Here is a 26,133-nt window from a genome sequence, read left to right as displayed (position 1 = left end):
ATAATTTAAAAAAATTGATTCTGACAGTTGCAATAGTGAAACGGTCTTGTTAGATTAAAACCATAAAGAGTGTTTAAGTTTGACTTAAACAGTGTGGATTTAAAACCAACTTGCCAGCACTAAATGGCTAAATAGGAGACAGCGAATGAATACGCTTACTATTTCTCAAATTTTTGAAAATTTCTCAGTCTACCAAGAAAATTACCTTTCAATCCTGCAAGATCCTGAACAATATTTTATCCAAGTTGAACAAGCCTATTTAGATGTTTGGCCATTTACTGAAAAAAAACTGTATTTGGGCGATCTGTTGCAGCTTTGGTTTAGTGAAAAATGGCTCATTAATACACCGTGTCGATTATTAAATTCATCCAGTCAGGTTTCATCAAGTTCAGACACGCAAGCTACTCAAAAACCAGTTCAACGGACACAAGATTTTTATCTGTTCCAATTGAGTGGAAGTACCTTATCAGGTTCTAACCATGCGCAAATCTGGTCAGTTTCAGAACAAAAAGTGCTTTATGTTTCTTTGGATCGCATCTTTAAATATTACTGCTATTTTGAATCGATTGAACGCCCAAAAAACCATCCTCAAAACCCACTTAAATTGTTTCAACACGCGATTTAATCAAACCATTGAGAACGCTTTTAAGTGTGACTTTAAATCTGCTTAAAAGCTTCAATTGCTCGAATACGACTTTGCTTTAAATCCACAATTGGCTTTGGATAGTTGAGCTCTATATTGGGATTTTTTGCATAAGGTTCATGAATGGTTTTTGCTTCTAAATGTGCAAGTTCTGGAACCCATTGTCGAATGTAATCACCTTGTGCATCGAATTTCTGCGATTGGCTGATAGGGTTAAAAATACGGAAATAAGGTACGGAATCAGTTCCTGTAGAAGCACACCATTGCCATCCGCCGTTATTGGCAGCCAAATCTCCATCAATAAGATGTTGCATAAACCATTGCTCACCTAAACGCCAATCAATCAATAGGTTCTTGGTGAGAAACATGGCGACAACCATACGGATCCGATTATGCATCCAACCTGTGTGAAGTAACTGGCGCATACCTGCATCGACGATCGGAATCCCTGTCTGACCTGTTTGCCACGCGCTTAAATCATCTGCAGCATCACGCCATTGTAGCTGCTGTGCTGGCATTTTAAAGGGCAAGTGCTTTGACACACGCGGGAAATCAAACAGGATATGCTGATAGAACTCACGCCAAAGTAGCTCATCGAGCCATGTTTGTTGTCCAATATGATCAATAGAAAAATGTCCAAATTGTGCTCGAAATAGGGCATTGAAACACTGTCGAATTGAAAGGATGCCTATATTTAAATAGGCTGAAAGCTGGCTGGTGGCTTCAATTTGGGGGAAATCACGTTCGAGTTGATAATGACGGACTTTGTTTTCAATAAATTCATCCAAGACATTCAAGGCATATTGTTCGCCAATTTTCCACTGCTTGTTGATCCGATTCGGATCGAATGTAAAACCAAGCTCGGCCAAAGTCGGCAGGCTATTATTATTCAACTCGCCCACATCTATTGCATCATTTAAGGCTTGAGTCTCTGGAATAGGGAAGCATTGCGGGATCGAAATGCTCAGTTGTTCATAGCAGTATTTTTTAAATGCACCGAAGACTTGATAGGGTTGATTGGATTTATTGCGAATTGAACCGACAGGGAACAGAGTGCGATCATGATATAAAACCAAATCACGGTTACTCTGATTCAGTTGTGTTTGAACTTGGAAATCTCGATTTAATTCATTGACACCGCACTCAATATTGGCGTGTACATTTTCAATGTCCAGTTTTTGACAGAGTTGATCGATCTCTGCTGCAATGTTTTCCCATAAGGGGATGCTGCGGATAATCAGCGGAATTTGAATAGAAGCAAGTTCTTGTTGAATGGCTTGAATTTGACGTAAATAGAAATCAAGCTTAATCGGTGCATCGTCATGCATCCGCCATTGTTCAGGTGAAAGAATCACCAGTGCAATTACAGGACCGCTTTGCGCTGCATGCCATAGGGCAGTATGGTCTTGAATACGTAAGTCTTGACGAAACCAAAGGAGTTGTTTTTGCATAGGATTGATAGGAATGGATTCATTCACACTAGGTTTTCATCAATTTAAACCAATACGCATAAAAAAGGCAAAGTAAAAACTTTGCCTTTTCGATCAGATCAATCAGATCTTAGTGGTGATGACCACCTGCACCGTGTACATGACCGTGCTCTAATTCTTCTGGAGAAGCATCACGAACTTCTGCGATTTCAACTTCAAAAGTAAGATCTTGGCCAGCTAATGGGAAGTTAGCATCAACGATGATGTTGTCGCCTTCGATTGCTTTAACAGTAACGATTTGAACACCATCATCAGTTTGAGCTTGGAACTGCATACCAGCTTCAATGTTCTCAACACCTTGGAACATTTGAGCAGGAACTTCTTGAACGAGGTCAGGGTTGTATTCGCCATAACCTTCAGCAGCTGGGATAGTGACTGTAAATTTGTCACCTACAGTTTTACCTTCTAAAGCTTTTTCTAAACCAGGAATGATGTTACCTGCGCCATGTAAATATGCAAGTGGTTCACCTTGTGATTTATCGAGAGTTTCACCCTCAGCGTTAGTCAGCGTATAGTGGAAAGAAACCACGTTGTTATTTGCAATAGCAGTCATGTTATTGATCCATTCGGTAATCGATAATTTTAAGGCTACATCATAAAGTGAAAAGCAATTTTTGTAGACTAAAATTACTAAAAAATTGCATTTTCATCTGTATTTTGACCATTTTTTCATAAATATGGGCAAAAATTTAAATTTCAATGCAATTTTATTTTTGGCGCGATTTTTCGTGTAACAAAATCTTTAGCCGTTAACAAGCCTGCATGAGCATAGCCATATATCGTCGCTTGATGAATACGATATAAAGACACATACATCGATTTTGCCACGAAGCCTTGAACATTGACCTGACCAAGTAGCTCACCGACCGCTTTATTTTCACTGAGTGATACCAGTGAACCTTTGTCTGCGAACTGGAACATTGGCTGTGGTCGTCCTTTGATGCGTGCATTCATTGCATCTACTAGAAACGAAGCTTGTTGACTTGCGACTTGTGCACGTGGACCAAGTGGTGCTTCTCTTGCATCTAAGATACAGTGGGCGCAATCACCAAAGGCAAAAATGTTTGGATCAGCCTGAGTCTGTAAGGTTGCGTATACGTTTAAACGGCCCATGCGATCTTTTTCAAAGCCTGCTAAATTGGCAATTACTTTAGGGGTTTTTATCCCTGCTGCCCAAACTTTTAATTGTGCTTCTACGGATGTGCCATCACTAAAATAGACTTTTTCAGCATCTACTTTTTCAACACGTTTGCCCGTTAATACATCTATTTTCATTCGTTGTAATTGCTGTGTGGCATGCTCAGCCATTTTTTCAGAAAGTGCAGGTAAGATACGATCAGCGCCTTCAACCAAAGTAATTTTGACATTGTTTGGGTTAATTTTATTTAAACCATATTTATAAAAGTTCTGTTTGGCTTGAACCAACTCAGCTGAAAGTTCAACACCTGTTGCGCCTGCACCAATCACGGCAATGTGTAATTCACGATCAATATTTTTATTTTGAGCATCTAAATACAAGTGCAGTAAGTCCTGTTGGAAGACTTCTGCTTGTTGGCGACTGTCGAGATAATGACAAAACTCTTTAACCCCAGGCGTATTAAAGTCATTGGAGACTGAGCCGACAGCTAGAATTAAGGTGTCATAATGCAGGGTGATTTGCTCTTGATTGGATTCATATTTACTGGTTTGGGTTTTGCTAAGCTCGATGGTTTTGTTATCACGATCTAAATGTTCAAAACGACCCAAGACAAATTCATAGTGATGCTTGGCTGCATGTGCATAATAATTGGTTTCTTCATCACTTGGGTTCATGGTGCCAGCTGCAATTTCATGCAGCAATGGTTTCCAGATATGGGTGAGTTTTTGGTCAACAAGGGTGATTTTGGCTTTTTTACTCTTTCCAAGCGTATCACCGAGTTGTGTCACCAGTTCTAAACCACCAGCACCACCACCAACAATCACGATATGATGTAGATTTGACATAGAAAACCTAAATTGTTGTTATGAAAATAGAATGGCATAAATATGCCATTCTATTTAATTGTTTAGGTTTTTTTTGTATTACAGGTTACATAATTATAATAAATCTAACTAAATTGGTTGGTTTTAATTAAATCCCAAAAATTGACTTGATCCATTCGATTAAACGTTCAAACCAAGAGGCTTGTTCGATATGCACTTCATCTTCAATATCAAAACTTTGAATCAGTTGATTGTTTTGGTAAACATTCACTTTTGCCAAATGCATGATCTTTTCTAAAGGTGCGGTAAGTGATGTCTCATTCAGTTCAACATTCAAATGGGTTTGAGTTGTTGTAAGCGGTTCAACTGCTGCCAAGAGACCATTTGCCTCAGTTTTCATGATACGGCTATTTACAACATCAAAAGTCGCTAAATCAATTGGTGTCGCATCGTTATATAAAGATGTGGTAATGAGTTGAGGTTTTTTTGCTTCAACCTTAAACATTTTTAAGGTGGATTTAACTACAGGAAGCTCAGCAATCAATTGTTTGTCTTTAATTGCGACTTCATCACGGGTGTAGGCATAGCCCAAGTTTAACAATTTATGTGCAATTTCCGCGCGTTTAACTGCACTTTTTGCACCCATCACCACCACAATTAAACGACGATCAGGAGACTCTGTAATGGCAGAAGGACGATGCGCTGTCAGTGCTAAGTTATAGCCGGCCGCTTTGGTAAAACCTGTTTTTAAACCATCTACACTTGGATCAGACTTTAAAACAAGGTTGGTGGCATGATGAAAATGTTGGTTATAACTAAAACTTGGCATCACTGAATAATGCATATATTCAGGGGTTTGTGATGTTACTGCTTGACCTAAGATCGCCATATCATGAGCTGACGAAAAATGATCAGGCATGGTAATACCTGGAGGGTTGGCAAAATGAGTATCCTTCATTCCCAAGGCTTGTGCTTCTTGGTTCATACGAGCAACAAATGCAGGTACGCTACCTGAGATACGTTCTGCCAGCGTTACTGCTGCATCATTGGCAGACATCACAATCAATCCAGCAAGAAGTTGGTCAATTGAGATTTGCTCACCTTGCTTCAGGTACATTTGAGATTCATCCCATTGCACGATCTGAACTACAGGGGTTGCAGTAATAATCTCTTCTTTTTTGATATGACCTGCTTTGAGTTCTTTCAACGCAATATAGGCGACCATCATTTTGGTCATGGATGCTGGCGCACGCTGTACATGACTATTATATTCAGCAATGGTTTGACCCGATTGTGTATCTAATATTGTCCAAGCTTCAGCTTCAACAGATTGCGGATTAATATTAAGTAAAGCGGCGTTAACAAACGTGGAGCAAACCAAGCCAGTTATCGCGATAAAAGAAGCAAGAATTTTCAACAGATTTACCTTTAAGCCAATCCTATGGCAAGAGTGCATAAACTTTGCGAATGCTATGCCTTTTTTGCACTCTTCGCTAGTCAGAATCGTAGACAATTGCGACTAAAATCGCCTGACTTTGTAAAAAAATGCTAATCTAATTGGTAATTTCTCACTGTCTATTTTCGAATATATATTTATGTTGCATTATCAGATTGAATTTGACGATTACCGTCAGCACCTCATTCATGTCACATTGCGCTTTTTGGCGAACCCTACTCAAGTTTTGTCACTTCCTACATGGATTCCTGGTAGCTATTTGATCCGTGAGTTTTCTAAACATATCGAATCTGTGAAAGCCTATGATGAAGCGGGTCGTCAACTGCAAATTAATAAGTTTGAAAAAAATAAATGGCGTTTATATAACACCGACCATGAACTGATTACTGTTGAATATGATGTTTACGCCTATGACCTTTCGGTACGTGGTGCATATGTCGATCAAACCCGTTTATATGTCAATCCTGCTTGTATTTGCCTAGGGTTGCAAGACCAAGAAGAATCAGCAATCGAAGTTGAAGTATTTTTACCTGAAGAATTAAAGCATTTTCAAATTGCCACAGGTTTAGAGTCAAGAAGCTTGGTGAAAGGGCGCTATACCTTAAAAGCCAACAATTATGCACAATTGATTGATGCACCATTTGAATTGGCGGATCAAACCCGTTTTAGTTTTGAAGCGAATGGGATTCCACATGAATTTGTGGTTTCTGGTCAGCATACAATGAATGCAGCGCGTATGAAGCAAGACCTTGAAAAAATCTGTAGTACAGAAATTTCAATGTTTGGTTCAGCACCTTTTGAAAACTATACTTTTATGACTATGGCAACTGGCAATAGTTATGGTGGTTTAGAGCATCCGAATAGTACTAGCCTGATTTCGCCACGTGATGATTTTCCTAAAGCAAATGAACCTGTAGAGCCTTCTGCGGATTATCAACGCTTCCTTGGGTTGTGTAGTCATGAATATTTTCATTCGTGGTTGGTTAAATTTATCCGCCCCGAAAATTTTGCAAATTATGATTTGGATCAGGAAGGCTACACCTCACTGTTATGGATTTTTGAAGGTTTCACCTCTTATTATGATGATTTGATTCTGTATCGCAGTGGTGTGATTTCTCAAGCATCTTATTTAAAGTTGCTAAAAGGGCAAATTGATCGTTATCTACAGAATCCGGGACGTTTTATTCAATCTGTTTCAGAGTCTAGTTTTGATGCTTGGATTAAATTTTATCGTCAGGATGAAAACTCAAATAATGCTGGAACCAGTTATTACAATAAAGGCTGTTTGGTTGCACTCAGTTTAGATTTAGGTCTACGTTTACGTGGTTCTAGTTTGGATGCCTTAATGCGCCGTTTGTATGAAAATACCCAAAAGGGCATACAAGTCAATGAGCGTACCATTGTCGAACTGTGTAATGAACTGACTGGCGATAATTGGATCGAACAGATTAATCATTTGATTAATACCACAGATGAATTACCACTGGATCAATTGTTCCCTGAATTTGGTTTGAGCTATAGCTTGCAAAATGAAAAAGCACTTCCATTTGGTTTAAAAGTTGCTGAAAAAGCTGAGGGTGTCATTATTCAGCAAGCGCGTCGTGATGGTGTTGGTGCTAAAGCGGGGCTGTCTGCCAATGATGTGATCATTGCGATTGATGGTTTAAAAGCGTCTGAAAAACTTTTAAACCAATATGCAAAACAGCAAGGTCAATTTACGGTTTATGCATTCCGTCGTGATGAGTTTTTACAATTTGAGTTGCAAGGCGGCGAAGTTGCGTTGACTACGGTTGAATTAACTGTATTAGATCAAACCAAAGCTGAGAAATGGTTAAAGGCTTAATTAAGTTGTGTACCCAAAAAAACCGATGTTAAAACACATCGGTTTTTTGCCTAAAATTTAATATGCTATGATCAATCAATTACCACGATATGTTGAATATCCATAAGGGCTAATCAACAGTGGAATATGATAATGTTCAAGACTTCCATCAATCACAAAAACCACAGGAACTTCTGGGAAAAAAGCACGTTGGTTATTTTGTTTAAACCATTCACCTGTTTGAAAAGTAACCTTATAGACACCTTTATCTAATACTTTGTTTTCAGGGTATAAGGATGAAATTCGCCCATTACTGTCTGTGCTTCCTTCATTAATTTTTACCCATTTATCTTTTTGTTGCGCTTCAAGAATGACTTTAACATTGCTTGAAGGTAAGCCATTTTCAAGATTTAATACATGTACGCTTAATGGGTTTTGGGCAAAACAAAGCCCAGAAAAGAGGGTTGCTGAAATAGCTAAAGTTAATTTTTTCATCATCAATTTTTACTAAGACTAAAATCACTATGTTAAGGTCAAGTTGAAGTGTTGCCGTTAAAAAAATGTAAAATTATATTAATTGTTAAAATTTAACGATGTATGAAAAATAAAATAATATCTATTTAACAATAAGATAGATAATTAAAATAATAGATAAAACAGTATCGTTAAGAGATTTCTAAATGAAATGCTTAGGCTTGCAAACGAGTCTGTCTAAAAAATGATGCGTATTTTATTTAAATGCTTACATAAATTAGAAATCGATTTGACTGGATAAATACCCTATAAAAATTTTGACAGATTTAAACTTAGCTACTGTTCTTGGAGATTTATACGACTATTTATAATGTGATTCGAGACAGTCAAAAAACTGCAGCAAACCTTAGCCGTGAGGTTTTTTAAATGGTATAGTCAAAGATTATTGTTAAGTTTTAATAAATAAAATATTAATCAACTATTTATAGTTGGTGCTTAAATCTAGTCCAGCATGTGCTTGGTCGTGGTCTAACACGATGTGCGAATCATACATTCGACAGTGAGAAGGAAAATATAATATGAAAAAATCTCTTTTCAACATTCCACGGATAGTTTTGTGTTGCGTTTTGCTCTTGGCGACATCTGTTGCACGTGCAGACGGTACAGGCAAACTACAGTTTCTATATACGGCTTATTTGGATGTACCAGCCTTGTTTCCAAAAACACTTGCTTCATGTAAGAAATTTGATGCATCGACAGAGCCAGAACTACAACGCTTGTATGATCAGTGGTATCAACAGCACGGACGTTACCAGAAGGAATTGCAACAACTGATATTCAAATATCTTAGTAAACAAATGGGGACAGCAAAAACAAAGAAGGTTATTGCTGAGATCAAAAAAGAAGTTAAAGGTGAACTAGTAAGCTTATATTTCCCACAAAATCATACGTGGACCGACAATTGGTTTTGTACTAAATTACTCCCTGAGGATCTAACTGGAAAGGGCTTAATGTTGAATTACGCAGACTACGTTGAGGAACTGAAGCAGAAAGTAAAATAAAGACATTTATTTTAATTTAAGCGACTTTCTGATTTTGAAATCAGTCAAAGCCGCTAAGTCGATAAATCAGCAATGATTTATTTCAACCGAAATCTGCAACAACAGTAAAACGAGGTAAATAAGCTAAAGCGTCATCCATTTTATATTCATGATTCCCAGTTAAAAGAAATCAACATATTTGTCATTAAACTTTCTAACTGTATATTTTAAAATCATCCAACAATAAATTTATTCTAAATTCATAATACAAAAGGGTAATGTCAATGAAAAAGCGTTTCTTAAAGCTCATCACAATTGCATGTGGTTTAGGCGTAGCTCCACTTGGATTTGCTGCAAATTGTTCAAGTACAATCAGCAATAATGCTGTGGCAAACTTAACTGTACCAGCAGGTGCAACATGTACGTTAAATAGTACATCTGTTGATGGAAATGTGAATGTACTCAATGGTGGGAGTTTGATTTTAAATAATTCTTCAGTGAGTGGAAATGTGCAAGCCAATACAGCCAAAGTATTGAAATTGGTCAATTCTTCTGTTGAGGGGGATGTGCTTGCAGGTCAGGTATCGTCAACATTGAGTTTAAATAAATCCATGATTTCAGGAAACTTACAATGTTCCACACTGACGAAACTACAAAGCAGTATGAGTAGTGTTGAAGGTAAAACTATTGGGAAGTGTCGTTAAAGATCAAAAATATCTGTAAAAAAGCACTCAATATTGAGTGCTTTTTTGACGCTTAAATTTTTTGAACAATGACTTAAGCTTCGATGGCTTGTACCGCAATCTTTTTCGCAGGATCAACTTTACGGCGTACCACTGGAACAGGTTCACCATAATATTGACGATCTGCAAAATAGCTTGAACGAACCATTGGAGCAGCCCAGATATTTCTGAAACCAAGCTTGTGACCGTGTGCAGTATAACGCTCAAATTCTTCTGGTGTAACAAAGCGGTCAATTGGTGCATGTTCTTTAGAAGGCTGTAGATATTGACCAATTGTCACATAATCAACACCGTGTGCATGTAGATCATCTAATAGGGCAATCACTTCTTCTTCGGTTTCACCAATACCCACCATCAAACCACATTTTGTTGGCACCTCAGGGCAGTATTCTTTAAACATTTTTAACAAGTTTAAAGAATGTTGATAGTCTGAACCCGGACGCATCGCTTTATAGAGGCGAGGTACTGTTTCGATGTTATGGTTAAATACATCTGGTGGACATTCAGTCATGATCCGCAGTGCAATATCCATACGACCACGGAAATCAGGAACCAATATTTCTAATAATGTTTTTGGACTGAGTTGACGTGCTTCTTGAATACAATCAACGAAATGTTGCGCACCACCATCTAAAAGATCATCACGGTCTACAGAGGTAATCACTGCATACTTTAAACCGAGATTGGCGATGGTTTCTGCCATATGACGAGGTTCATCAGGATCAAGTGCATTTGGACGACCATGTGCAACATCGCAGAACGGACAGCGACGGGTACAAATATCACCCATGATCATAAAGGTTGCAGTACCACCACCGAAACATTCTGGAAGGTTAGGACAAGCTGCTTCTTCACACACAGTATGTAATTTTTGTGCACGTAAAGTGGTTTTGATTCGTTGAACTTCATCAGGCGCAGCCATTTTGACACGAATCCAGTCCGGCTTTCGTGGTGCTTCAACCGTGGGAATAACTTTTACAGGTATACGAGCAACTTTTTCCGCGCCACGTAATTTGACACCCTGTTCTGGTTTACGGTTCTCTGACATATTCAACTTTTCCACTGTTTTCTACGGGGGAGATTATGCTCATTATAGCGGAAATGCAAAAAGATAGGGCAAAAACACTATTCATATACTAAATGTCGTTATCACAGAATATATGCATGCGAAATACAGAAAATTGTTTTGGTTTAGGTCATAATATCGCATAAGACAAGATATAGACTGAATTTACTATAAGGAGCTTTGAATGCCACGTAAGAAAGAAGTCGTTAGTGGGAAATTTGTGAAATACGATGCGGTCGTACTTGGCTCTGGTCCTGCTGGTGAAGGCGCGGCAATGAAGCTTGCTAAATCGGGTAAGCGTGTTGCAATTGTAGATATTCGTGAGCAACTTGGTGGTAACTGTACCCATGTCGGCACCATCCCAAGTAAGGCTTTACGTCAAACAGTTTCAAGTATTATCCGTTACCAACGTGATCCAATGTTTAAAAAAGTAGGGGATTGGAAACAATTCACTATGAAGCAAGTTTTGCGTAATGCGCATAAAGTGATTCAACAGCAAGTTGATACCCATTCACGTTTTTATGACCGTAACCATATTGATGTATTTCACGGTCGCGCATATATCCAAGATAAAAATACGGTGATTATTTTTAGCGAAGATGGTGTTAAAGAAACTTTAGTTTTCAAACAGCTTGTGGTTGCCACAGGTAGCCGTCCTTATCACCCACAAGGTTTAGACTTTAATCATCCGCGTGTATTTGATTCAGATAAAATTTTAGATCTGGATTATCCAATTCATAAAATTATTATTTATGGCGCGGGTGTAATTGGTTGTGAATATGCATCTATCTTTATTGGTTTAGACCATAAAGTTGACTTGATCAATACACAGCATCAACTGCTCAGTTATCTTGATGATGAAATTGCAGACGCGTTGTCTTATCACTTACGTGAACAAGGCGTGTTAATGCGTCACAATGAGCAAATTGATCATTTAGAAACGTTTGATGATCATGTGGTCTTGTATTTGCAAAGCGGTAAAAAAATTAAAGCTGATGCCATTCTGTGGTGTAATGGCCGTTCAGGGAATACCGATGGTTTAGGTCTTGAAAATGTTGGCATTACACCAAACAGCCGTGGGCAACTTGCGGTAAATGACCAATATCAAACTGAAGTTGAAAATATCTATGCGGCAGGTGATGTGGTGGGTTGGCCATCCCTCGCTTCTGCAGCATATGACCAAGGTCGTTGCGCTGGTTCAAATATGAGCGGCGAAGAAAATGTTAAACCAGTGAAAGATATTCCAACGGGGATTTATACCATCCCTGAAATTTCATTCTTTGGTAAAACTGAAAGTCAGTTAACTGCTGAAAAAATTCCATATGAAGTTGGACAAGCATCATTCCGTCATTTGGCGCGTGCGCAAATTACAGGGGATACAGTTGGTGAACTTAAACTGTTATTCCATCGTGATACCTTAGAGTTATTAGGTGTGCATTGTTTCGGTAATAATGCGGCTGAAATTATCCATATTGGACAGGCGGTGATGCAAAGTGGAAACAATACCATTAAGTATTTTGTTGAAACGACATTTAACTATCCAACAATGGCAGAAGCCTATCGTGTTGCAACATTGAATGGTATGAATCGCTTGTTCTAAACAAATATTCAGAATTAAAAACCCGTAAGTCATCTTGCGGGTTTTTTTATGCCATATTTAGGGTCTGTTGACATTTCATAAATGGCTTGCGTTGTAGGTTAAAATTGAGCAGGCAAGGCATGAAACGAAGAGAATAGCGAGACTATTTTCGAGTTTCATAACGCAGACTGAGATAATTTTAACCACAACCCTTCGGGACTAGCGTGTTTTTTGCCGCTACGTCGTTACGAACTACTTATTTAGAATGACTAAATTTCGTATTTCGTGCCTAGTATCGCCTAAAAAACACACGTAGTCGCAAACTTAGACGAATTATCAATAGACCCTAAAGATTTGATGTGTGAACTGCATAGTCTTAAGTGGTTCAAAGGTTTATCATAGCGGCAGTTAAACTTGTGGATGACGCTATGAAAATTGTTGCAGATGAAAATCTAGCATTTACTGAATATTTCTTTTCAGAATTCGGAACCATTCATCAAGCAGCAGGACGCAATTTGACTCATCATGATGTGAATGATGCAGATGCGTTATTGGTACGCTCTATAACAAAAGTCAATGAACAGTTGATCCAAGATACAGCACTAAAATTTGTCGGTAGTGCAACCATAGGGACAGACCATTTAGATATTCCAGCATTAGAAAAGCATCAAATTGCATGGTCAAATGCAGCTGGTTGCAATGCACAAGCCGTTGCAGAATATGTCATCACGGCTTTACTGTATCTCAATCAGGATTTTCTAGATTTAGGGAAAAAGTTTACTTTAGGCATTATTGGGCTAGGCAATGTGGGAACACGATTAGCATATATGGCTCAGTTGTTGGGCTGGAATGTAATTGGCTATGATCCCTTGGTACAACGAGAAAATGTTCAGCAAGTTGAATTTGACGCTTTATTAAAGAAAGCCGATGCGATCAGCATACATGTGCCTTTAACCCAAACAGGGCCGTTTGCAACACATCATTTAATCAATGCTGATGCATTGGCGCTGATGCAGCCAGAAACCATCTTAATTAATTCTGCGCGTGGTGCTGTTGTTGAAGAAGCGGCATTAATGGCCGATATATTAAAAACACGTCGTAAAGTGGTGTTGGATGTATTTGAACATGAGCCTGAGATTTCACAACGTCTATTGGATTTAATTACAATTGTGACGCCACATATTGCGGGTTACAGTCTGGAAGGTAAAGCGCGTGGTACTCAGATGATTTATGACGCATTTTGTAAAACATTTGCCTATACCGCACATAAGAAATTTGAATCACAATTACCTGCATGTGAACAATATTTTTATGGCAATAACATTAAACAAACGCTAAAAAAATACTTAGCTGAAATTTACAATATTCAGCGAGATGATGAAAATTTAAGAGATTGCTTAAAGGACGGCAAGGTGGATCAAAAAGCCTTTGATTACCTTCGTAAAACTTATCCTTTGCGCCGTGAATGGGCTGCTCATGGAGGGCCAAAAGCATGAGCATAGATTTTAAACCAACATGTGATATTCAGGCGCTTAAAGCACGAGCAAAACTCTATAGGAAAATTCGCCAATTTTTTATTGAGCATGATGTTTTAGAGGTTGAAACTCCGATCTTGTCTCAAGCGGGTGTAACTGATGTCCATCTGGCTTCCGTACAGGCTCAGCGTCATGTACATGGCAAAAAACAAACGCATTATTTACAAACTTCACCAGAGTTTGCCATGAAGCGTTTATTGGCGAGTGGTAGTGGTGCGATTTATCAAATTTGTAAAGTTTTTCGAGATGATGAACATGGGCGTAAGCACAATAGTGAATTTACCATGTTGGAATGGTATCGTCCGCAATTCAGCTTGAAAGATTTGATGCTAGAAGTCACTGATTTATTGAATGTGGTTTTGGCTGAACGTTTTGGTGAAGTTCGACCAACCGTACTCAGTTATAAGCATGCATTTATTGATCGTTTGGACTTGAATCCACTGCAAGCAACTTTGCAACAATTAAAAGATGCGGCACACCGTGTAGGACTCAATCTTGATTTGGGTGATGATCGTTTAGCCTATATTGATTTGTTATTTTCTCATATGGTTGAGCCAAGTTTAGGTTTTGATACGCCGGTATTTTTAACCGATTTTCCCCCAGAATTGGCCTCTTTGGCAAAGACCAAATTGGATGAGGATGGTGAGTTCGTTGCTGCGCGTTTTGAGCTCTATATTGAAGGGTTAGAACTTGCCAATGCCTATGATGAGTTAATTGATGCTGAGGTTTTGCTTAGTCGTTTTCAAGCAGATAATGCTGAGCGTGAAAAGCTGGGCTTACATGTGATGCCAATCGATGAGTATTTGCTCGCTGCTTTACCGAATATGTCGGAATGTGCGGGTATAGCTTTGGGAATTGACCGTTTGTTAATGGTGGTGATGAACCAAATGAAGTTGGAAAAGGTGATTACATTTCCTGCGGATGTGTCGTAGTTAATTTAGCATACCTAGTTAGTTTTTTAATTAGGTATGCAATAATACGTTGATTAAAATAATATTATTTAAATAAAACAGATAATTAAAGAGTGACTGAATGAAACCATATTTTATACAAGATGATGATGGAAATTACTTAAATCCAAATTATATATTTAATATTCAAGTTATTAGATTTTGTAATTTAGGCTCATTATTTGCATTTGAGACTATAAAAAAAGCAAAAACGAGTAGTCCAGATTTACCAAGTTTTAAAAACATTGAAACGTATAATGTTCATAGTTGGATGGAAAGTTTTCATAAAATATTCCCTGATTTTGAAGAAGAGTTGAATAGTTATAGTTGTGAAAATTTAAACTTAAAATCTTTTGCAATGTCTGATCTAATCCATACAGAATTACATACAGCATTGGATAGGGATAAAATTTCACATATCAACTCTATTTATGAAAACAATATTTTTAAGTATTTTGAGATCATCTATATAGATTCTGATCAAGCTACTATCAGAGAATTTGAATCAGAAGAATTAGCACAAGCTTGGATAAATGAGAATTTTGTGATTATTTAAATATCAGTAAAATGATTAAAGGAGAGGTTTATGAGCTTTTATACAGAATTACATATACACAATAATGACTTTGAAGAAATTGATATTTCTAAGCATAAGCAGAAAATTCTTGAAATTTTAAAAGAAGATGCTATTCATGAGGATGTGTATGTTGATTTACTGAATGCTTTTAGCGAGGGAAAAGCAGATTTTGCAGTTCATTCACTTTATCTATTTGAATTATTAGTGAAAATTGTACCGCTATTACCTCAAGCAAGTTTTGAAAGTCGAGGTTTAGGTGAAGAATTCTTTTTCACATGGATACTCTGTGTCGAAGACGGAAAAATTATTTATAGAAATGAGCCGTGGAATACCCCAAACCCTTTTAGCTAAGCATTTTGAATTTATAAAAAACGCCTCTCATTACTGAGAGGCATTTTTTTATACCGTATGATGATGATGACCTAACTCATGCTTTAAATCAGCAATCGCTTCAATACGTTTTTGAATCAACATTTCACCGATATCTGGACCTTGAATGTCTGAGGGTAAATCCGATGCTTTAATCGTGCGTACAGTTTTCATTGCATCTAATAGGTAATGCGCTTGTGGGTATTCGCGATTTTCTAAACCTAAACGGCCTTTAGCATCACATTCACAGGCTTGTGCAAAAGCTTCAACACGCTCAGGACGACGTAGCACATCTAATCGCTGTAACAAACGCCATAAGGTGCCTGGTTTTAAGGTAAAAGCCTGATGACATTTTAAATGTTCTTTACATACTGCTAGAGCAAGTTGTTTCGTTTGAGTGGGCACACGTAAACGATCACATACATCTGTGACAGGCTGAATCCCACGTTCTTCATGCATGATATGACGAGGTAATTCATCTTTCGGTGTTAAAGCTTTGCCCAAGTCATGTACCAATACGGCAAAACGAACATCTAAAGAATAATTGGCTTTACATGCTTGCTGTAAAGACATCAGTGTATGAATACCGCAATCAATCTCAGGATGATATTCAGGTCGTTGTGGAACGCCAAACAGGGCATCTATTTCAGGAAAGAGCACTTTTAATGCACCACACTCACGTAACACTTCAAAGTAAACATCGGCATGACGTTCCATTAAAGCACGAGAGGTTTCTTTCCAAACACGTTCAGGTGTCAATGCTTCTAACTCACCAGATTCAGCCAGTTGACGCATCAATGCAAGTGTTTCATCGGCAATACGAAAACCATATTGTGCATAACGAGCAGCAAAACGAGCCACACGCAGTACCCGTAAAGGATCTTCTGCAAAAGCGTCTGAAACATGACGTAGGATTTTATGTGCTAAATCATCTTGTCCATGATAGGGATCGTACACTTGACCTGCTTCATCCATCGCGATGGCATTGATGGTTAAGTCACGACGAATTAAATCCTCTTCCAAGGTGACATCTGGATCGGTAAAAAACTCAAATCCATGATAACCGTGTCCTGATTTACGCTCAGTACGGGCTAGGGCATATTCTTCTTTTGTTTGGGGATGTAAAAACACAGGGAAATCTTTCCCAACGGGTTGATAACCTTGGGCAAGAAGTTGCTCTGGCGTAGCGCCAACAACAACATAATCCTTTTCGTGATAGGGATGACCGAGTAAATGATCTCTAACGGCACCGCCTACTAAATAAACTTGCATGAAAAAACCTCTATTCTTACTGCCATCATGCAACAGAATAGAGGTTTTCTCAAGTACAGAACTTGAGTGATTGACTAAAGTTCTGCGGTATTGATGTTAAATTGACTTCCAGCTTAGCCTTCAGCTTGTTGAATCTCAGCAACGGTTAAAGCTGTCATATTAACTAAACGACGTGTTGTCGCTGTAGGTGTTAAAATATGCACAGGTTTAGCAGCACCAAGCAAGATAGGACCAATAGTCACATTATTGCCTGATGTTGATTTTAACAAGTTGAATGAAATATTTGCCGCATCAAGATTTGGCATAATCAACAAGTTCGCTGAACCTTTGAAGCGTGAATTTGGGAATGCAAAATGACGAATATTTTCATCAAGTGCAGCATCTGCATGCATTTCACCATCTACTTCTAATTCAGGTGCGATTTCAGTCAAAATTTCAAATACTTTACGCATTTTTTGTGCACTTGGATCATTTTGATCTGAACCAAAGCTAGAATGCGAAAGTAATGCAACTTTTGGCGTCATACCAAAACGACGAACTTCTTCAGCCGCTAAAATAGTCATTTCAGCCAGCTGTTCAGCAGTCGGGTTGGTATTTACATAAGTATCAGCCATAAAGATATTGCGATCTTCAAGCATCAATGCATTAAGCGTAAAGAAGTTATTACGACCTTCTTTTAAACCAATCACATTTCTCACAAAGTCTAAATGGATATCATAACTTGCATAAGTACCGCATAGCATACCATCTGCAAGACCATGACGAACCAACATTGCTGCGATCAAGGTAGAACGACGACGTGTTTCACGTTGTGCATACTCAGGCGTTACACCTTTACGTTGCATCAAGTTGTAATAGTCATCTGCAAACTTATCGTAATCAGGATTCTTTTCTTGATCTACGATGGTAATATTTACACCATGTTCAAGACGTAAACCTAATTTCTTGATATTCGCTTCAATGACTGCAGTACGGCCAACCAGAATAGGTTGTGCCAAACCTTCATCAACTGCGATTTGAATCGCACGTAATACACGAAGATCTTCACCTTCCGCGTAAGCAATACGTTTAGGCGCTGTTTTCGCTTGTGCAAAAATTGGTTTCATCATCAATGCTGAATTATAAACAAATTCAGATAGACGTTGACGATAAGCCGAGAAATCCGCAATTGGACGACTTGCAACACCTGAATCCATTGCAGCTTGTGCAACAGCCGGAGCAATTTCAAGAATTAGGCGTTGATCAAGTGGACGTGGAATTAAGTAATCACGACCAAATGATGCAGATTTTTCACCGTAAGATGCAGCATCCGCTTCAACATGTGCCATACGTGCAATTGCATGTACACAAGCAATTTTCATTTCTTCATTAATCGTCGTAGCGCCAACATCTAGCGCACCACGGAAGATATAAGGGAAGCAAAGCGCATTGTTTACTTGGTTCGGATAATCTGAACGACCAGTTGCCATGATTACATCTGGACGTACTTCATGCGCATGTTCAGGTAAAATCTCTGGATCTGGGTTTGCCAATGCAAAGATGATTGGATCAGCCGCCATGACTTTAACCATTTCTTTGGTTAAAATGCCTGCCGCAGAAAGACCAAGGAACATATCTGCATCTGCAATCACATCTGCAAGTTGAGTTCCCTCAATATCTTGCACATAACGCTTTTTAGACTCATCCAAGCCTTCACGTTTAGTGGTCAATAAACCGCGTGAATCAGCAACCACGATATTTTCTTTTTTAGCACCAATTGCACACAGCAAGTCTAAACAAGAAAGTGCCGCAGCACCTGCACCTGAAGCAACAATTTTGATTTCGTCAATTTTTTTGCCATTCAATTGCAAAGCATTGAGAAGGGCTGAACCTACGATAATTGAGGTACCGTGTTGGTCATCATGGAACACAGGGATTTTCATGCGTTCACGAAGCTTTTGCTCAATATAAAAACACTCTGGTGCTTTAATATCTTCGAGGTTAATACCACCAAAAGTAGGTTCTAAAGCCGCTACGATATCCACAATTTTGTCAGGATCATTTTCAGCAATTTCAATATCAAAAACGTCTACACCAGCAAACTTTTTAAATAATACGCCTTTGCCTTCCATTACAGGCTTAGATGCTAATGGACCAATATTACCTAGACCTAAAACGGCTGTACCATTACTGACCACTGCAACCAAGTTGCCACGAGCAGTATAAAGCGCTGCTTTTGAAGGGTCTTTTTCAATTTCTAAACAAGGCGCTGCCACACCTGGTGAGTAAGCAAGCGCAAGGTCATGTTGATTGACGAGTTGCTTACTTGGCGTAACGCTAATTTTTCCTGGTGTTGGAAATTCGTGATAGTAAAGGGCTTGCTGTTTTAAAGATTGATCATCCATCTGAATCTCGATTATTACATGTTCCAGCGAGGCTGGTGGTTTGACTAAATTTCATCGAATATAACATTTGTTGAGCGATACCGACAGTCAAAAAATAGTTATTTCAAACAAAGTAATAGATATAAAGTCTAAAAAAATTAACAAATCTTTATAAGTTTATGCTGTTCCAAATATTTTGTGCTGTCCGCAGATGACAATGCTTTGGAAAAGTAAAAGCCTTGTAAAATATAACAACCGTGTTTTTGTAAAAATAACGCTTGCTCTTTAGTTTCAACGCCTTCAGCCACTAAGGTAATGCCGATTGCATTGCCCATAGCAATAATCGCATTGACGATCGCTTCGTCTTTTTCTTGTCCAATTTTTGAAATAAAAGCACGATCTATTTTTAAGATATCAAAAGGGTAACTGGTTAGATAAGCTAAAGATGAGTAGCCTGTTCCAAAATCATCCAAAGAAATAGAAATATGGCGATCTTTTAATTGTTGTAGGAGAAAATTAACTTCTTCTGATTTATCAAACAAAGACGATTCAGTAAGTTCCAGTTCAAGCATATCACCTGAAATATTATATTTTTTAAGGGCATAATCGATATCTTTAACCAACTGTCCGCGGTAAATTTGTTGTGCCACAATATTGATCGATACCCTAAAATGATCAAAACCAAGGGATTGCCACTGCTGTATTTGCTTACAGGTTTCATGCAATACAATTAAACCAATATCTGAAATGAGGCTGGTTTCTTCGGCAAGCGGGATAAAAATGTCTGGCAAGATATAACCCAAAGTTGGATGTTGCCAACGGACTAATGCTTCAAAACCATAAATACGTTGAGTTTTAACACAGATTTTAGGTTGATAATGTACGGTCAGTTCTTTGTGCTTTATGGCTTTTCTTAATTCGTTTTCTAAGTTGATCCCTTGATTGAGCAACGGCGTTTTTTTGTTTGAATAAAAATATACGGTATTTCCACCTAAACGCTTGGCTTCGTGTAATGCTGATTCTGCATGACCATTGAGACTGTCGAGCTGTAAGCCATGCTCTGGATATAGCGCAACGCCAATAGAAATGGTGATGGTTTGTTCTTGTTCTTTAACATCAAAAGGTTGTTTAAAGGCATCTAAAATATGTTGTGTATGTTGATGAATATTGATGTTATTGCTACTTAAATTATAGATCACTGCAAAATCATCATTATTTAAATAAGCGATCAAAGAGGCATTTGGACAACATAATCTTAATCTGTGAGCGACTTGTTTTAATAATTCATCACCTTCTTTATGGCTCATAAATTCATTGAATAATTTAAAACGGTCAATGTTGATGCGTAAAACCGCAAAATTTTTAAATGAATCAGAATAGTGAATTAAATAATTATGCAGTTGTTGTTTGAAATAAAAGCGATTTGGCAAATCGGTTAGGATGTCATAATGTTCTAAATACGAGAGTCGTTGTTCTTGTTTTTTACGATCAGTTAAATCGGTAATAATCCCGACATAGTTGGAAAATTTATTTTTTTCATCATAAATTGCATTGATGTGTACCCAGAGTGCAAGTTTTTTCCCAGAGGTAAAATCAATCTGTAATTCAGACTCAAATTCTCCTTTTTGAATTAAACTTTGGGTAATCATATTATACATTTGTTGGGTACGAGAATTATTGTTAATCGTGATATCAAATAGATGATTTCCAACGATATTGTGTTGTTTGTAATCTAAGAGCTTTTCAAAATAAGGGTTTACTTCTAAGTAGCATAAATTATTATCTAAAATGAAAACACCTTCAGCCACTTGTGCTAATACATTTGCAGCGAGTTTTAACTTTTCTTGGTCGGTCTTTTCTTTTTGAATATCGCGTTGGATTCCCACCATTCTAAGCGGTTTGTTATTGGTATTCTTAGAAACCACTTTGCCAATGTCTTGAATCCAGCACCATTGACCATCTCGCTTAACACGGTAGATTGCCTCAAAGCGCTCAGTTTGGCCTTTGAGATGTTGTTTCAGGATGGTTTTATAATTGACAATATCATCAGGATGAACATATTCATCTACGCTATTGTGTTTTAAATTGAGTTGTTTGAATTCTGCACCGCTTTTTGAGTCGGAAATCTCAAAAGTTCTTTTTTCAATATTCCAGACCCAAGAATGAATACCCGCTGTTTCATGGGCAAAAGCTAAATTGGCTTGATGATTTTCTAAACGGTCATTCATCTGTTTAAAATCGAAAATTCGTTCTTTTACTTTTTGTTCTAATAAATGATTATGTAGCTGCAATTCACTTTTCATGACCTGTGTTTTTGAGATCTCATTTTTGAGTTGTATTTCTAAGCCTTTATAATTTGCAAGTTGTTCTTGTGATTGCTTAAATAAAAACTTATTTTTCAGGTCTAATATTTCAGAATTAATATAAATTTTATGTGAAGCATATGTGCTAAAGAATAATAAAGAGAACCAAACAATGAAAATAGTGCTATAGATTTCATTGGTATTTTGAGGGAAAAGCAGAGGGAGCGTGAGCACCGGAATTGCAGAAGGCACAAATAAAGCAATAAAATAACTAAATCTTTGGTTGAGAAAATTCATTGCTAAAACATATGAAAAACTCAGCAAAAAGCTAGATAACAGAAATGAAAAAAATGGGTCAACCACATTTGGCATCATCATAAATTCTAAATTAATGATATAAACGCCAATCCCAAATAAGCTTCCTAAGATCAAACAAGAAAACTGAAAGAAAAGATCAATATTTTTAAATACTTGAACTTTATTTTGTTGTAACAGATAGGTAGAAGACAAAAATCCCGATAATATAAATAAAACAGTCAGAATAAACCAACCGCTTAATAATTCAGAGGAGGTTTTAAATAAGTAAAGATAAATTAAAGCGTCACAGATACACGTAAAAAATACCCAAATAAAAAATATCCGGATATCTTTGGTTATCTTTCTGATGTTCGACGAATTCACATCATATGAAAGAAGCTCTTCCTGAACATCATTCATTAGCGCTTGCACCTCTGCTATTTTTAGAATGTGTAGGTTTAACGGAGCAACTATTTAAAATTTGCTAATTAATAGTTTCTTTGGAATTAAAATACTGTGAAATCATCCAATTTGCAATTATTTTACATGACATACATCACTTTTTAAAGCTTTGATAATTCAAAATTGATAATGCAACTACAGGTGCTGTTTCAGTTCTTAAAATACGATCACCGATGCACCAATTTTTAAATCCATATTGGTTGGCCTGATCAATTTCAGCTTCATTTAAACCACCTTCAGGGCCAATTAAAAGGGCAATATCTGGGCTTATGTCTTTCAGTACATCTGTCTGCTCTTTTTCAGGCGCAAGGACAAATTTACTCTGCGGTAATTCAGTTTTGATCCATTCATTTAGACTTAATGGCGCTAAAATCTGCGGAACAAGATTCATACCACACTGTTCACAAGCTGCAATCGCTATACCTTGCCAATGATCTAATTTTTTTTGATCTCGATCATATTTTAAACGCATTTCACAACGTTCTGATGTGAGCAGTTGAATTTGAGCTACGCCCAATTCCACAGCTTTTTGAATCGCATAATCCATACGATCGCCCTTACTCATGACTTGTCCAAGTAGCGCTGTAAAAGCAGGGGTACGGTTATCTGGATTAAATGAATTGACTAAAACAGAAGCAGATTTTTTAGCGACTGCTGTTAAAGTCACTTCATATTCACCCCCTTGTCCATTGAACAAGGTGGCTTTTTCACCCACTTGTGCACGCAATACTTTGACCCAATGATGAAATACTGTTTCAGTGAGTTCAACCGTAGTTTCGACAGCTAAATCAGTTTCAATATAAAAACGGGGCATGCAGTATTACTCACAAGTTGATGATGCAATTTTGATTTAAGCTAAACCGAGATCAAGTACCAATTGGCGGTTTGGCTCAGTATGATTCATGCTATAGAAATGCAAACTTGGTGCACCTCCTGCAATAAGGCGTTCACACAGTTTGATCACAACTTCATGTCCAAAAGCTTTGATACTTGCAGTGTCATCACCATAGGTCGCAAGTTGCTTACGAATCCAGCGTGGAATTTCTGCACCTGTCCCATCTGCAAAGCGGATTAAATTGCTTGCATTGGTAATTGGCATAATTCCTGGCGCAACAGGAATATCAATTCCTTGTTTTTGGATACGCTCTACAAAATAGAAATAGGCATCTGGATTAAAGAAAAATTGAGTGATGGCTGCATTTGCACCAGCTTTGACTTTTTCTGCAAAGTGCTTAATGTCTGCATCAAAGTTGTCAGCTTGTGGATGCATTTCAGGATATGCCGCAACTTCAATTTTAAAATGATCACCTGAGTGTTCACGAATAAAACGGACCAAATCAGTTGCATAAGGCAGTTCACCTAGGCCGACTTGACCAGAAGGTAAATCACCTCTAAGCGCGACAATACGATCAATCCCTTGAGCTTTATAGATGTCGAGTAATTCAGCAATACGTACTTTGTCATCACCAATACATGAAAGGTGAGGGGCAACAGGTGTGCCTTTACCATTAAAGTCAGCAATTGCGGCTAATGTACGTTCACGCGTCGAACCACCAGCCCCATAAGTAATCGAGAAAAACTCTGGATTTAAAAGCTGTAATTCTTGATGAACAAGCTTAAGTTTTTCCGCCCCTGCATCAGTTTTGGTCGGGAAAAACTCAAACGAAATTGGAACACGTTTGGTCATGGTTAAATCCTTTTTTATTCATACTTTTTAATTTGTTCTAACCTCTTCGAAGTCCTTTCCTAAAAGGAGAGGACTTCGCCTTTATATTCATTAATCTGTAAATGAATATTCTTTCTCCTTAAGGGAGAAAGCGAAGGAGAGGGGATTAAAACTTAGTACTTATAAGCCTCAGATTTAAATGGACCTTCAACTGCAACGCCCAAGTAATCAGCTTGAACTTGAGTCAATTGCGTCAATACACCACCAAAACCAACTACCATTGCAGCAGCAACTTCTTCATCTAATTTCTTAGGAATCAGTTCAACACGGATCTGTGCTGCTTTTTGATCTTCTGGAAGATCAGCAAATTTTTCTGCGAATAAGTGCATTTGACCTAAAACTTGGTTTGCAAAAGAACCATCCATCACGCGTGAAGGGTGACCTGTTGCATTACCAAGGTTAACCAAGCGACCTTCTGAAAGAAGAATCAGGTAATCATTTTCATTTTCTGTACGATACACTTGGTGTACTTGAGGCTTAACTTCAACCCACTTATAACCACGTAAATAGTTTGTATCGATTTCAGTATCAAAGTGTCCGATATTACACACCACTGAACCTGCTTTTAATGTATCTAACATTGCAGAATCACATACGTGGTAGTTACCAGTTGTTGTTACGATCAAATCAGTATTTTGAAGAAGGTCTAGGTTAATGTCTTCTTTTTTACCTGTTTGCACACCATTTTTATATGGAGAAACAACTTCATAACCGTCCATACATGCTTGCATTGCACAGATTGGGTCAATTTCAGTTACACGTACAATCATACCTTCTTGGCGAAGAGATTGAGCAGAACCTTTACCAACATCACCATAACCAATTACTAGCGCACGACGACCAGATAACAACATATCTGTACCGCGTTTGATGGCGTCATTTAATGAATGACGGCAGCCATATTTATTGTCGTTTTTAGATTTTGTGATTGAATCATTCACGTTAATTGCAGGAACTTTTAAAGTACCATCACGGAACATTTCGTTTAGACGTTGAACACCCGTAGTCGTTTCTTCTGTAATACCATGAATTTTAGCAATAAGTTCAGGATATTTTTCATGAACAACAGCAGTTAAATCACCACCATCATCAAGAATCATGTTGGCATCCCAAGGCGTGCCATTAACATTGATTTGTTGTTCAAGACACCACATGTATTCTTCTTCAGTTTCACCTTTCCAAGCGAATACTGGAACACCAGATGCTGCAATTGCTGCTGCTGCATGGTCTTGAGTTGAGAAGATGTTACATGAAGTCCAACGTACTTCTGCGCCTAATTCAACCAGTGTTTCAATTAAAACAGCAGTTTGAATGGTCATATGAATACAACCCAGAATTTTTGCGCCAGCAAGAGGTTTTGCTGCTGAATAACGTTTACGTAAGCCCATCAACGCTGGCATTTCTGCTTCAGCAAGTTTGATTTCTTTACGACCGTAGTCAGCGAGGGAAATATCTGCAACTTTATAATCTGTAAATGAAGCATTAACCGCGTTCATCACGATCTCCTTTATATTAAAAAAATATTGATCATTCAGTTCGCGGATGCCGTTGTTGATCAGCACGAAAGTCTGACCGAATCGTCGAGCCTAGCGATTTCACATTTATGTGCCTGTGAAAAAGTCGCAGCATCCCTCGACTGGCGACTATTGTACCTAGATTTTAATAGAGTTCAAATGTAGTTGGTTAATATTCAACTAAAAGATAGAATTGTTTTTGAATCGCTAAGCTATGCAAAAATATGATCAGTATTTACTGATCTATAAACAGAAATAAAATCAAGATGATGCATTTAAGCGTTTGCCAAGTGCTAGAGCTGTGCCACGATGATTGCTGTATTTGTGATTATGCTGCGTGCTTTGCTTTTTTTATCTCTGGGTTTTTTGGTTTAAAAAAGTGAATATCGGGGAGATTAAATTGATGGATATTGTAAAAATAATTGATCAGCATAGCTTTGCATTGCGACAAGCCATTGAGCAGGCTTCGCTTGAACAGCGGAAAAGTTTG

Annotated in this window: 21 protein-coding genes; 9 read left to right on the top strand and 12 right to left on the bottom strand. The window is 37.8% G+C overall.

Translation table 11 applies throughout. The features are described from left to right. Positions 1–145 precede the first annotated feature (145 nt). Positions 146–625 (top strand): hypothetical protein, encoded by a 480-nt coding sequence (locus tag AC07U8_RS14840; RefSeq protein WP_494738197.1) that lies wholly within the window; start codon positions 146–148, stop codon positions 623–625. A 32-nt stretch (positions 626–657) separates the two neighbouring features. On the opposite strand, the gene AC07U8_RS14835 is transcribed toward AC07U8_RS14840, so the two are convergent. The 4 genes from AC07U8_RS14835 to AC07U8_RS14820 form a co-directional block, all read right to left on the bottom strand. Beyond that, positions 658–2,094 carry a cryptochrome/photolyase family protein gene (locus tag AC07U8_RS14835; protein ID WP_494738608.1) on the bottom strand — a complete coding sequence of 479 codons (1,437 nt, stop codon included), beginning with the start codon at positions 2,092–2,094 and terminating at the stop codon, positions 658–660. A gap of 109 nt (positions 2,095–2,203) precedes the next feature. Next, entirely contained in the window at positions 2,204–2,686 is a 483-nt protein-coding gene (locus tag AC07U8_RS14830) for an FKBP-type peptidyl-prolyl cis-trans isomerase (protein ID WP_004717066.1), read from the bottom strand. Positions 2,687–2,829: 143 nt separating this feature from the next. Then, positions 2,830–4,116 (bottom strand): NAD(P)/FAD-dependent oxidoreductase, encoded by a 1,287-nt coding sequence (locus tag AC07U8_RS14825; RefSeq protein WP_004717064.1) that lies wholly within the window; start codon positions 4,114–4,116, stop codon positions 2,830–2,832. A gap of 127 nt (positions 4,117–4,243) precedes the next feature. After that, positions 4,244–5,512, bottom strand: a complete 1,269-nt coding sequence (locus AC07U8_RS14820) for a D-alanyl-D-alanine carboxypeptidase PBP6B (RefSeq protein ID WP_051671108.1) — start codon at positions 5,510–5,512, stop codon at positions 4,244–4,246. Positions 5,513–5,690: 178 nt separating this feature from the next. Here AC07U8_RS14820 and AC07U8_RS14815 point away from each other — a divergent pair, with 178 nt between their 5' ends. Continuing rightward, positions 5,691–7,394, top strand: coding sequence for a M61 family metallopeptidase (locus AC07U8_RS14815; RefSeq protein ID WP_494738196.1), 1,704 nt, complete (start codon positions 5,691–5,693; stop codon positions 7,392–7,394). 75 nt (positions 7,395–7,469) lie between these two features. Here the strand turns inward: AC07U8_RS14815 and uraH are convergent, their stop codons facing one another. Then, complete coding sequence (uraH, locus tag AC07U8_RS14810) at positions 7,470–7,871, bottom strand: hydroxyisourate hydrolase (RefSeq protein WP_004717057.1); 402 nt, start codon at positions 7,869–7,871, stop codon at positions 7,470–7,472. 554 nt (positions 7,872–8,425) lie between these two features. Between uraH and AC07U8_RS14805 the strand changes: the two genes are divergently transcribed. Both AC07U8_RS14805 and AC07U8_RS14800 read left to right on the top strand, forming a co-directional pair. Then, positions 8,426–8,908 (top strand): hypothetical protein, encoded by a 483-nt coding sequence (locus AC07U8_RS14805; RefSeq protein ID WP_056513558.1) that lies wholly within the window; start codon positions 8,426–8,428, stop codon positions 8,906–8,908. A gap of 263 nt (positions 8,909–9,171) precedes the next feature. After that, positions 9,172–9,591 (top strand): hypothetical protein, encoded by a 420-nt coding sequence (locus AC07U8_RS14800; RefSeq protein ID WP_314337468.1) that lies wholly within the window; start codon positions 9,172–9,174, stop codon positions 9,589–9,591. A gap of 73 nt (positions 9,592–9,664) precedes the next feature. On the opposite strand, the gene lipA is transcribed toward AC07U8_RS14800, so the two are convergent. Next, the gene (gene lipA, locus AC07U8_RS14795; protein ID WP_494738195.1) at positions 9,665–10,678 is read right to left on the bottom strand and encodes a lipoyl synthase; all 1,014 of its coding nucleotides are present in this window, start codon (positions 10,676–10,678) and stop codon (positions 9,665–9,667) included. A gap of 202 nt (positions 10,679–10,880) precedes the next feature. On the opposite strand from lipA, the gene sthA reads away from it, so the two are divergent. The 5 genes from sthA to AC07U8_RS14770 all read left to right on the top strand — a co-directional run bounded on the left by sthA (position 10,881) and on the right by AC07U8_RS14770 (position 15,688). Further along, a complete protein-coding gene (gene sthA / locus AC07U8_RS14790) occupies positions 10,881–12,296 on the top strand; it encodes a Si-specific NAD(P)(+) transhydrogenase (protein ID WP_004717049.1) in 1,416 nt (471 codons plus the stop codon). 407 nt (positions 12,297–12,703) lie between these two features. After that, a complete protein-coding gene (locus tag AC07U8_RS14785; RefSeq protein ID WP_239045239.1) occupies positions 12,704–13,771 on the top strand; it encodes a 4-phosphoerythronate dehydrogenase in 1,068 nt (355 codons plus the stop codon). Then, positions 13,768–14,742: an EF-P lysine aminoacylase EpmA gene (gene epmA / locus AC07U8_RS14780; protein ID WP_494738194.1), complete on the top strand. Its 975-nt coding sequence runs from the start codon at positions 13,768–13,770 to the stop codon at positions 14,740–14,742. Before AC07U8_RS14785 ends, epmA begins: the two co-directional genes overlap by 4 nt. A gap of 100 nt (positions 14,743–14,842) precedes the next feature. Then, the gene (locus AC07U8_RS14775) at positions 14,843–15,316 is read left to right on the top strand and encodes a hypothetical protein (protein WP_494738193.1); all 474 of its coding nucleotides are present in this window, start codon (positions 14,843–14,845) and stop codon (positions 15,314–15,316) included. A gap of 30 nt (positions 15,317–15,346) precedes the next feature. Further along, positions 15,347–15,688: a hypothetical protein gene (locus tag AC07U8_RS14770; RefSeq protein ID WP_333667684.1), complete on the top strand. Its 342-nt coding sequence runs from the start codon at positions 15,347–15,349 to the stop codon at positions 15,686–15,688. A gap of 48 nt (positions 15,689–15,736) precedes the next feature. On the opposite strand, the gene AC07U8_RS14765 is transcribed toward AC07U8_RS14770, so the two are convergent. The 6 genes from AC07U8_RS14765 to ahcY all read right to left on the bottom strand — a co-directional run bounded on the left by AC07U8_RS14765 (position 15,737) and on the right by ahcY (position 25,625). Further along, positions 15,737–16,978, bottom strand: coding sequence for a multifunctional CCA addition/repair protein (locus tag AC07U8_RS14765; protein WP_239045241.1), 1,242 nt, complete (start codon positions 16,976–16,978; stop codon positions 15,737–15,739). 113 nt (positions 16,979–17,091) lie between these two features. Beyond that, positions 17,092–19,362, bottom strand: coding sequence for an NADP-dependent malic enzyme (locus AC07U8_RS14760; protein WP_004717035.1), 2,271 nt, complete (start codon positions 19,360–19,362; stop codon positions 17,092–17,094). 137 nt (positions 19,363–19,499) lie between these two features. Beyond that, on the bottom strand, positions 19,500–22,361 hold the full coding sequence (locus AC07U8_RS14755) for a sensor domain-containing protein (protein ID WP_494738192.1): 2,862 nt from the start codon (positions 22,359–22,361) through the stop codon (positions 19,500–19,502). Positions 22,362–22,497: 136 nt separating this feature from the next. Next, positions 22,498–23,217 carry a 16S rRNA (uracil(1498)-N(3))-methyltransferase gene (locus AC07U8_RS14750; RefSeq protein ID WP_209827187.1) on the bottom strand — a complete coding sequence of 240 codons (720 nt, stop codon included), beginning with the start codon at positions 23,215–23,217 and terminating at the stop codon, positions 22,498–22,500. Between the two features lie 36 nt (positions 23,218–23,253). Further along, the gene (gene metF, locus AC07U8_RS14745) at positions 23,254–24,090 is read right to left on the bottom strand and encodes a methylenetetrahydrofolate reductase [NAD(P)H] (RefSeq protein ID WP_034616209.1); all 837 of its coding nucleotides are present in this window, start codon (positions 24,088–24,090) and stop codon (positions 23,254–23,256) included. Between the two features lie 152 nt (positions 24,091–24,242). Then, positions 24,243–25,625: an adenosylhomocysteinase gene (gene ahcY, locus AC07U8_RS14740; RefSeq protein ID WP_004823092.1), complete on the bottom strand. Its 1,383-nt coding sequence runs from the start codon at positions 25,623–25,625 to the stop codon at positions 24,243–24,245. Positions 25,626–26,133: the final 508 nt, after the last annotated feature.

The sequence above is a fragment of the Acinetobacter sp. GW821-FHT01E09 genome, from assembly GCF_059422385.1.
Note: the sequence above shows the minus strand (reverse complement) of the source record. Positions and strands in the feature narration are given on the sequence as shown.

What these genes read in the sequence shown, in the direction of transcription:
- uraH (WP_004717057.1), bottom strand. Translation starts at nt 7,871, where the DNA reads ATGATGAAAAAATTAACTTTAGCTATTTCAGCAACCCTCTTTTCTGGG.
- AC07U8_RS14805 (WP_056513558.1), top strand. Translation starts at nt 8,426, where the DNA reads ATGAAAAAATCTCTTTTCAACATTCCACGGATAGTTTTGTGTTGCGTT.
- AC07U8_RS14750 (WP_209827187.1), bottom strand. Translation starts at nt 23,217, where the DNA reads ATGCCCCGTTTTTATATTGAAACTGATTTAGCTGTCGAAACTACGGTT.
- epmA (WP_494738194.1), top strand. Translation starts at nt 13,768, where the DNA reads ATGAGCATAGATTTTAAACCAACATGTGATATTCAGGCGCTTAAAGCA.
- AC07U8_RS14785 (WP_239045239.1), top strand. Translation starts at nt 12,704, where the DNA reads ATGAAAATTGTTGCAGATGAAAATCTAGCATTTACTGAATATTTCTTT.
- AC07U8_RS14755 (WP_494738192.1), bottom strand. Translation starts at nt 22,361, where the DNA reads ATGAATGATGTTCAGGAAGAGCTTCTTTCATATGATGTGAATTCGTCG.
- AC07U8_RS14760 (WP_004717035.1), bottom strand. Translation starts at nt 19,362, where the DNA reads ATGGATGATCAATCTTTAAAACAGCAAGCCCTTTACTATCACGAATTT.
- AC07U8_RS14770 (WP_333667684.1), top strand. Translation starts at nt 15,347, where the DNA reads ATGAGCTTTTATACAGAATTACATATACACAATAATGACTTTGAAGAA.
- AC07U8_RS14830 (WP_004717066.1), bottom strand. Translation starts at nt 2,686, where the DNA reads ATGACTGCTATTGCAAATAACAACGTGGTTTCTTTCCACTATACGCTG.
- AC07U8_RS14835 (WP_494738608.1), bottom strand. Translation starts at nt 2,094, where the DNA reads ATGCAAAAACAACTCCTTTGGTTTCGTCAAGACTTACGTATTCAAGAC.
- AC07U8_RS14775 (WP_494738193.1), top strand. Translation starts at nt 14,843, where the DNA reads ATGAAACCATATTTTATACAAGATGATGATGGAAATTACTTAAATCCA.
- AC07U8_RS14825 (WP_004717064.1), bottom strand. Translation starts at nt 4,116, where the DNA reads ATGTCAAATCTACATCATATCGTGATTGTTGGTGGTGGTGCTGGTGGT.
- metF (WP_034616209.1), bottom strand. Translation starts at nt 24,090, where the DNA reads ATGACCAAACGTGTTCCAATTTCGTTTGAGTTTTTCCCGACCAAAACT.
- sthA (WP_004717049.1), top strand. Translation starts at nt 10,881, where the DNA reads ATGCCACGTAAGAAAGAAGTCGTTAGTGGGAAATTTGTGAAATACGAT.
- AC07U8_RS14815 (WP_494738196.1), top strand. Translation starts at nt 5,691, where the DNA reads ATGTTGCATTATCAGATTGAATTTGACGATTACCGTCAGCACCTCATT.
- AC07U8_RS14800 (WP_314337468.1), top strand. Translation starts at nt 9,172, where the DNA reads ATGAAAAAGCGTTTCTTAAAGCTCATCACAATTGCATGTGGTTTAGGC.
- AC07U8_RS14765 (WP_239045241.1), bottom strand. Translation starts at nt 16,978, where the DNA reads ATGCAAGTTTATTTAGTAGGCGGTGCCGTTAGAGATCATTTACTCGGT.
- lipA (WP_494738195.1), bottom strand. Translation starts at nt 10,678, where the DNA reads ATGTCAGAGAACCGTAAACCAGAACAGGGTGTCAAATTACGTGGCGCG.
- ahcY (WP_004823092.1), bottom strand. Translation starts at nt 25,625, where the DNA reads ATGAACGCGGTTAATGCTTCATTTACAGATTATAAAGTTGCAGATATT.
- AC07U8_RS14840 (WP_494738197.1), top strand. Translation starts at nt 146, where the DNA reads ATGAATACGCTTACTATTTCTCAAATTTTTGAAAATTTCTCAGTCTAC.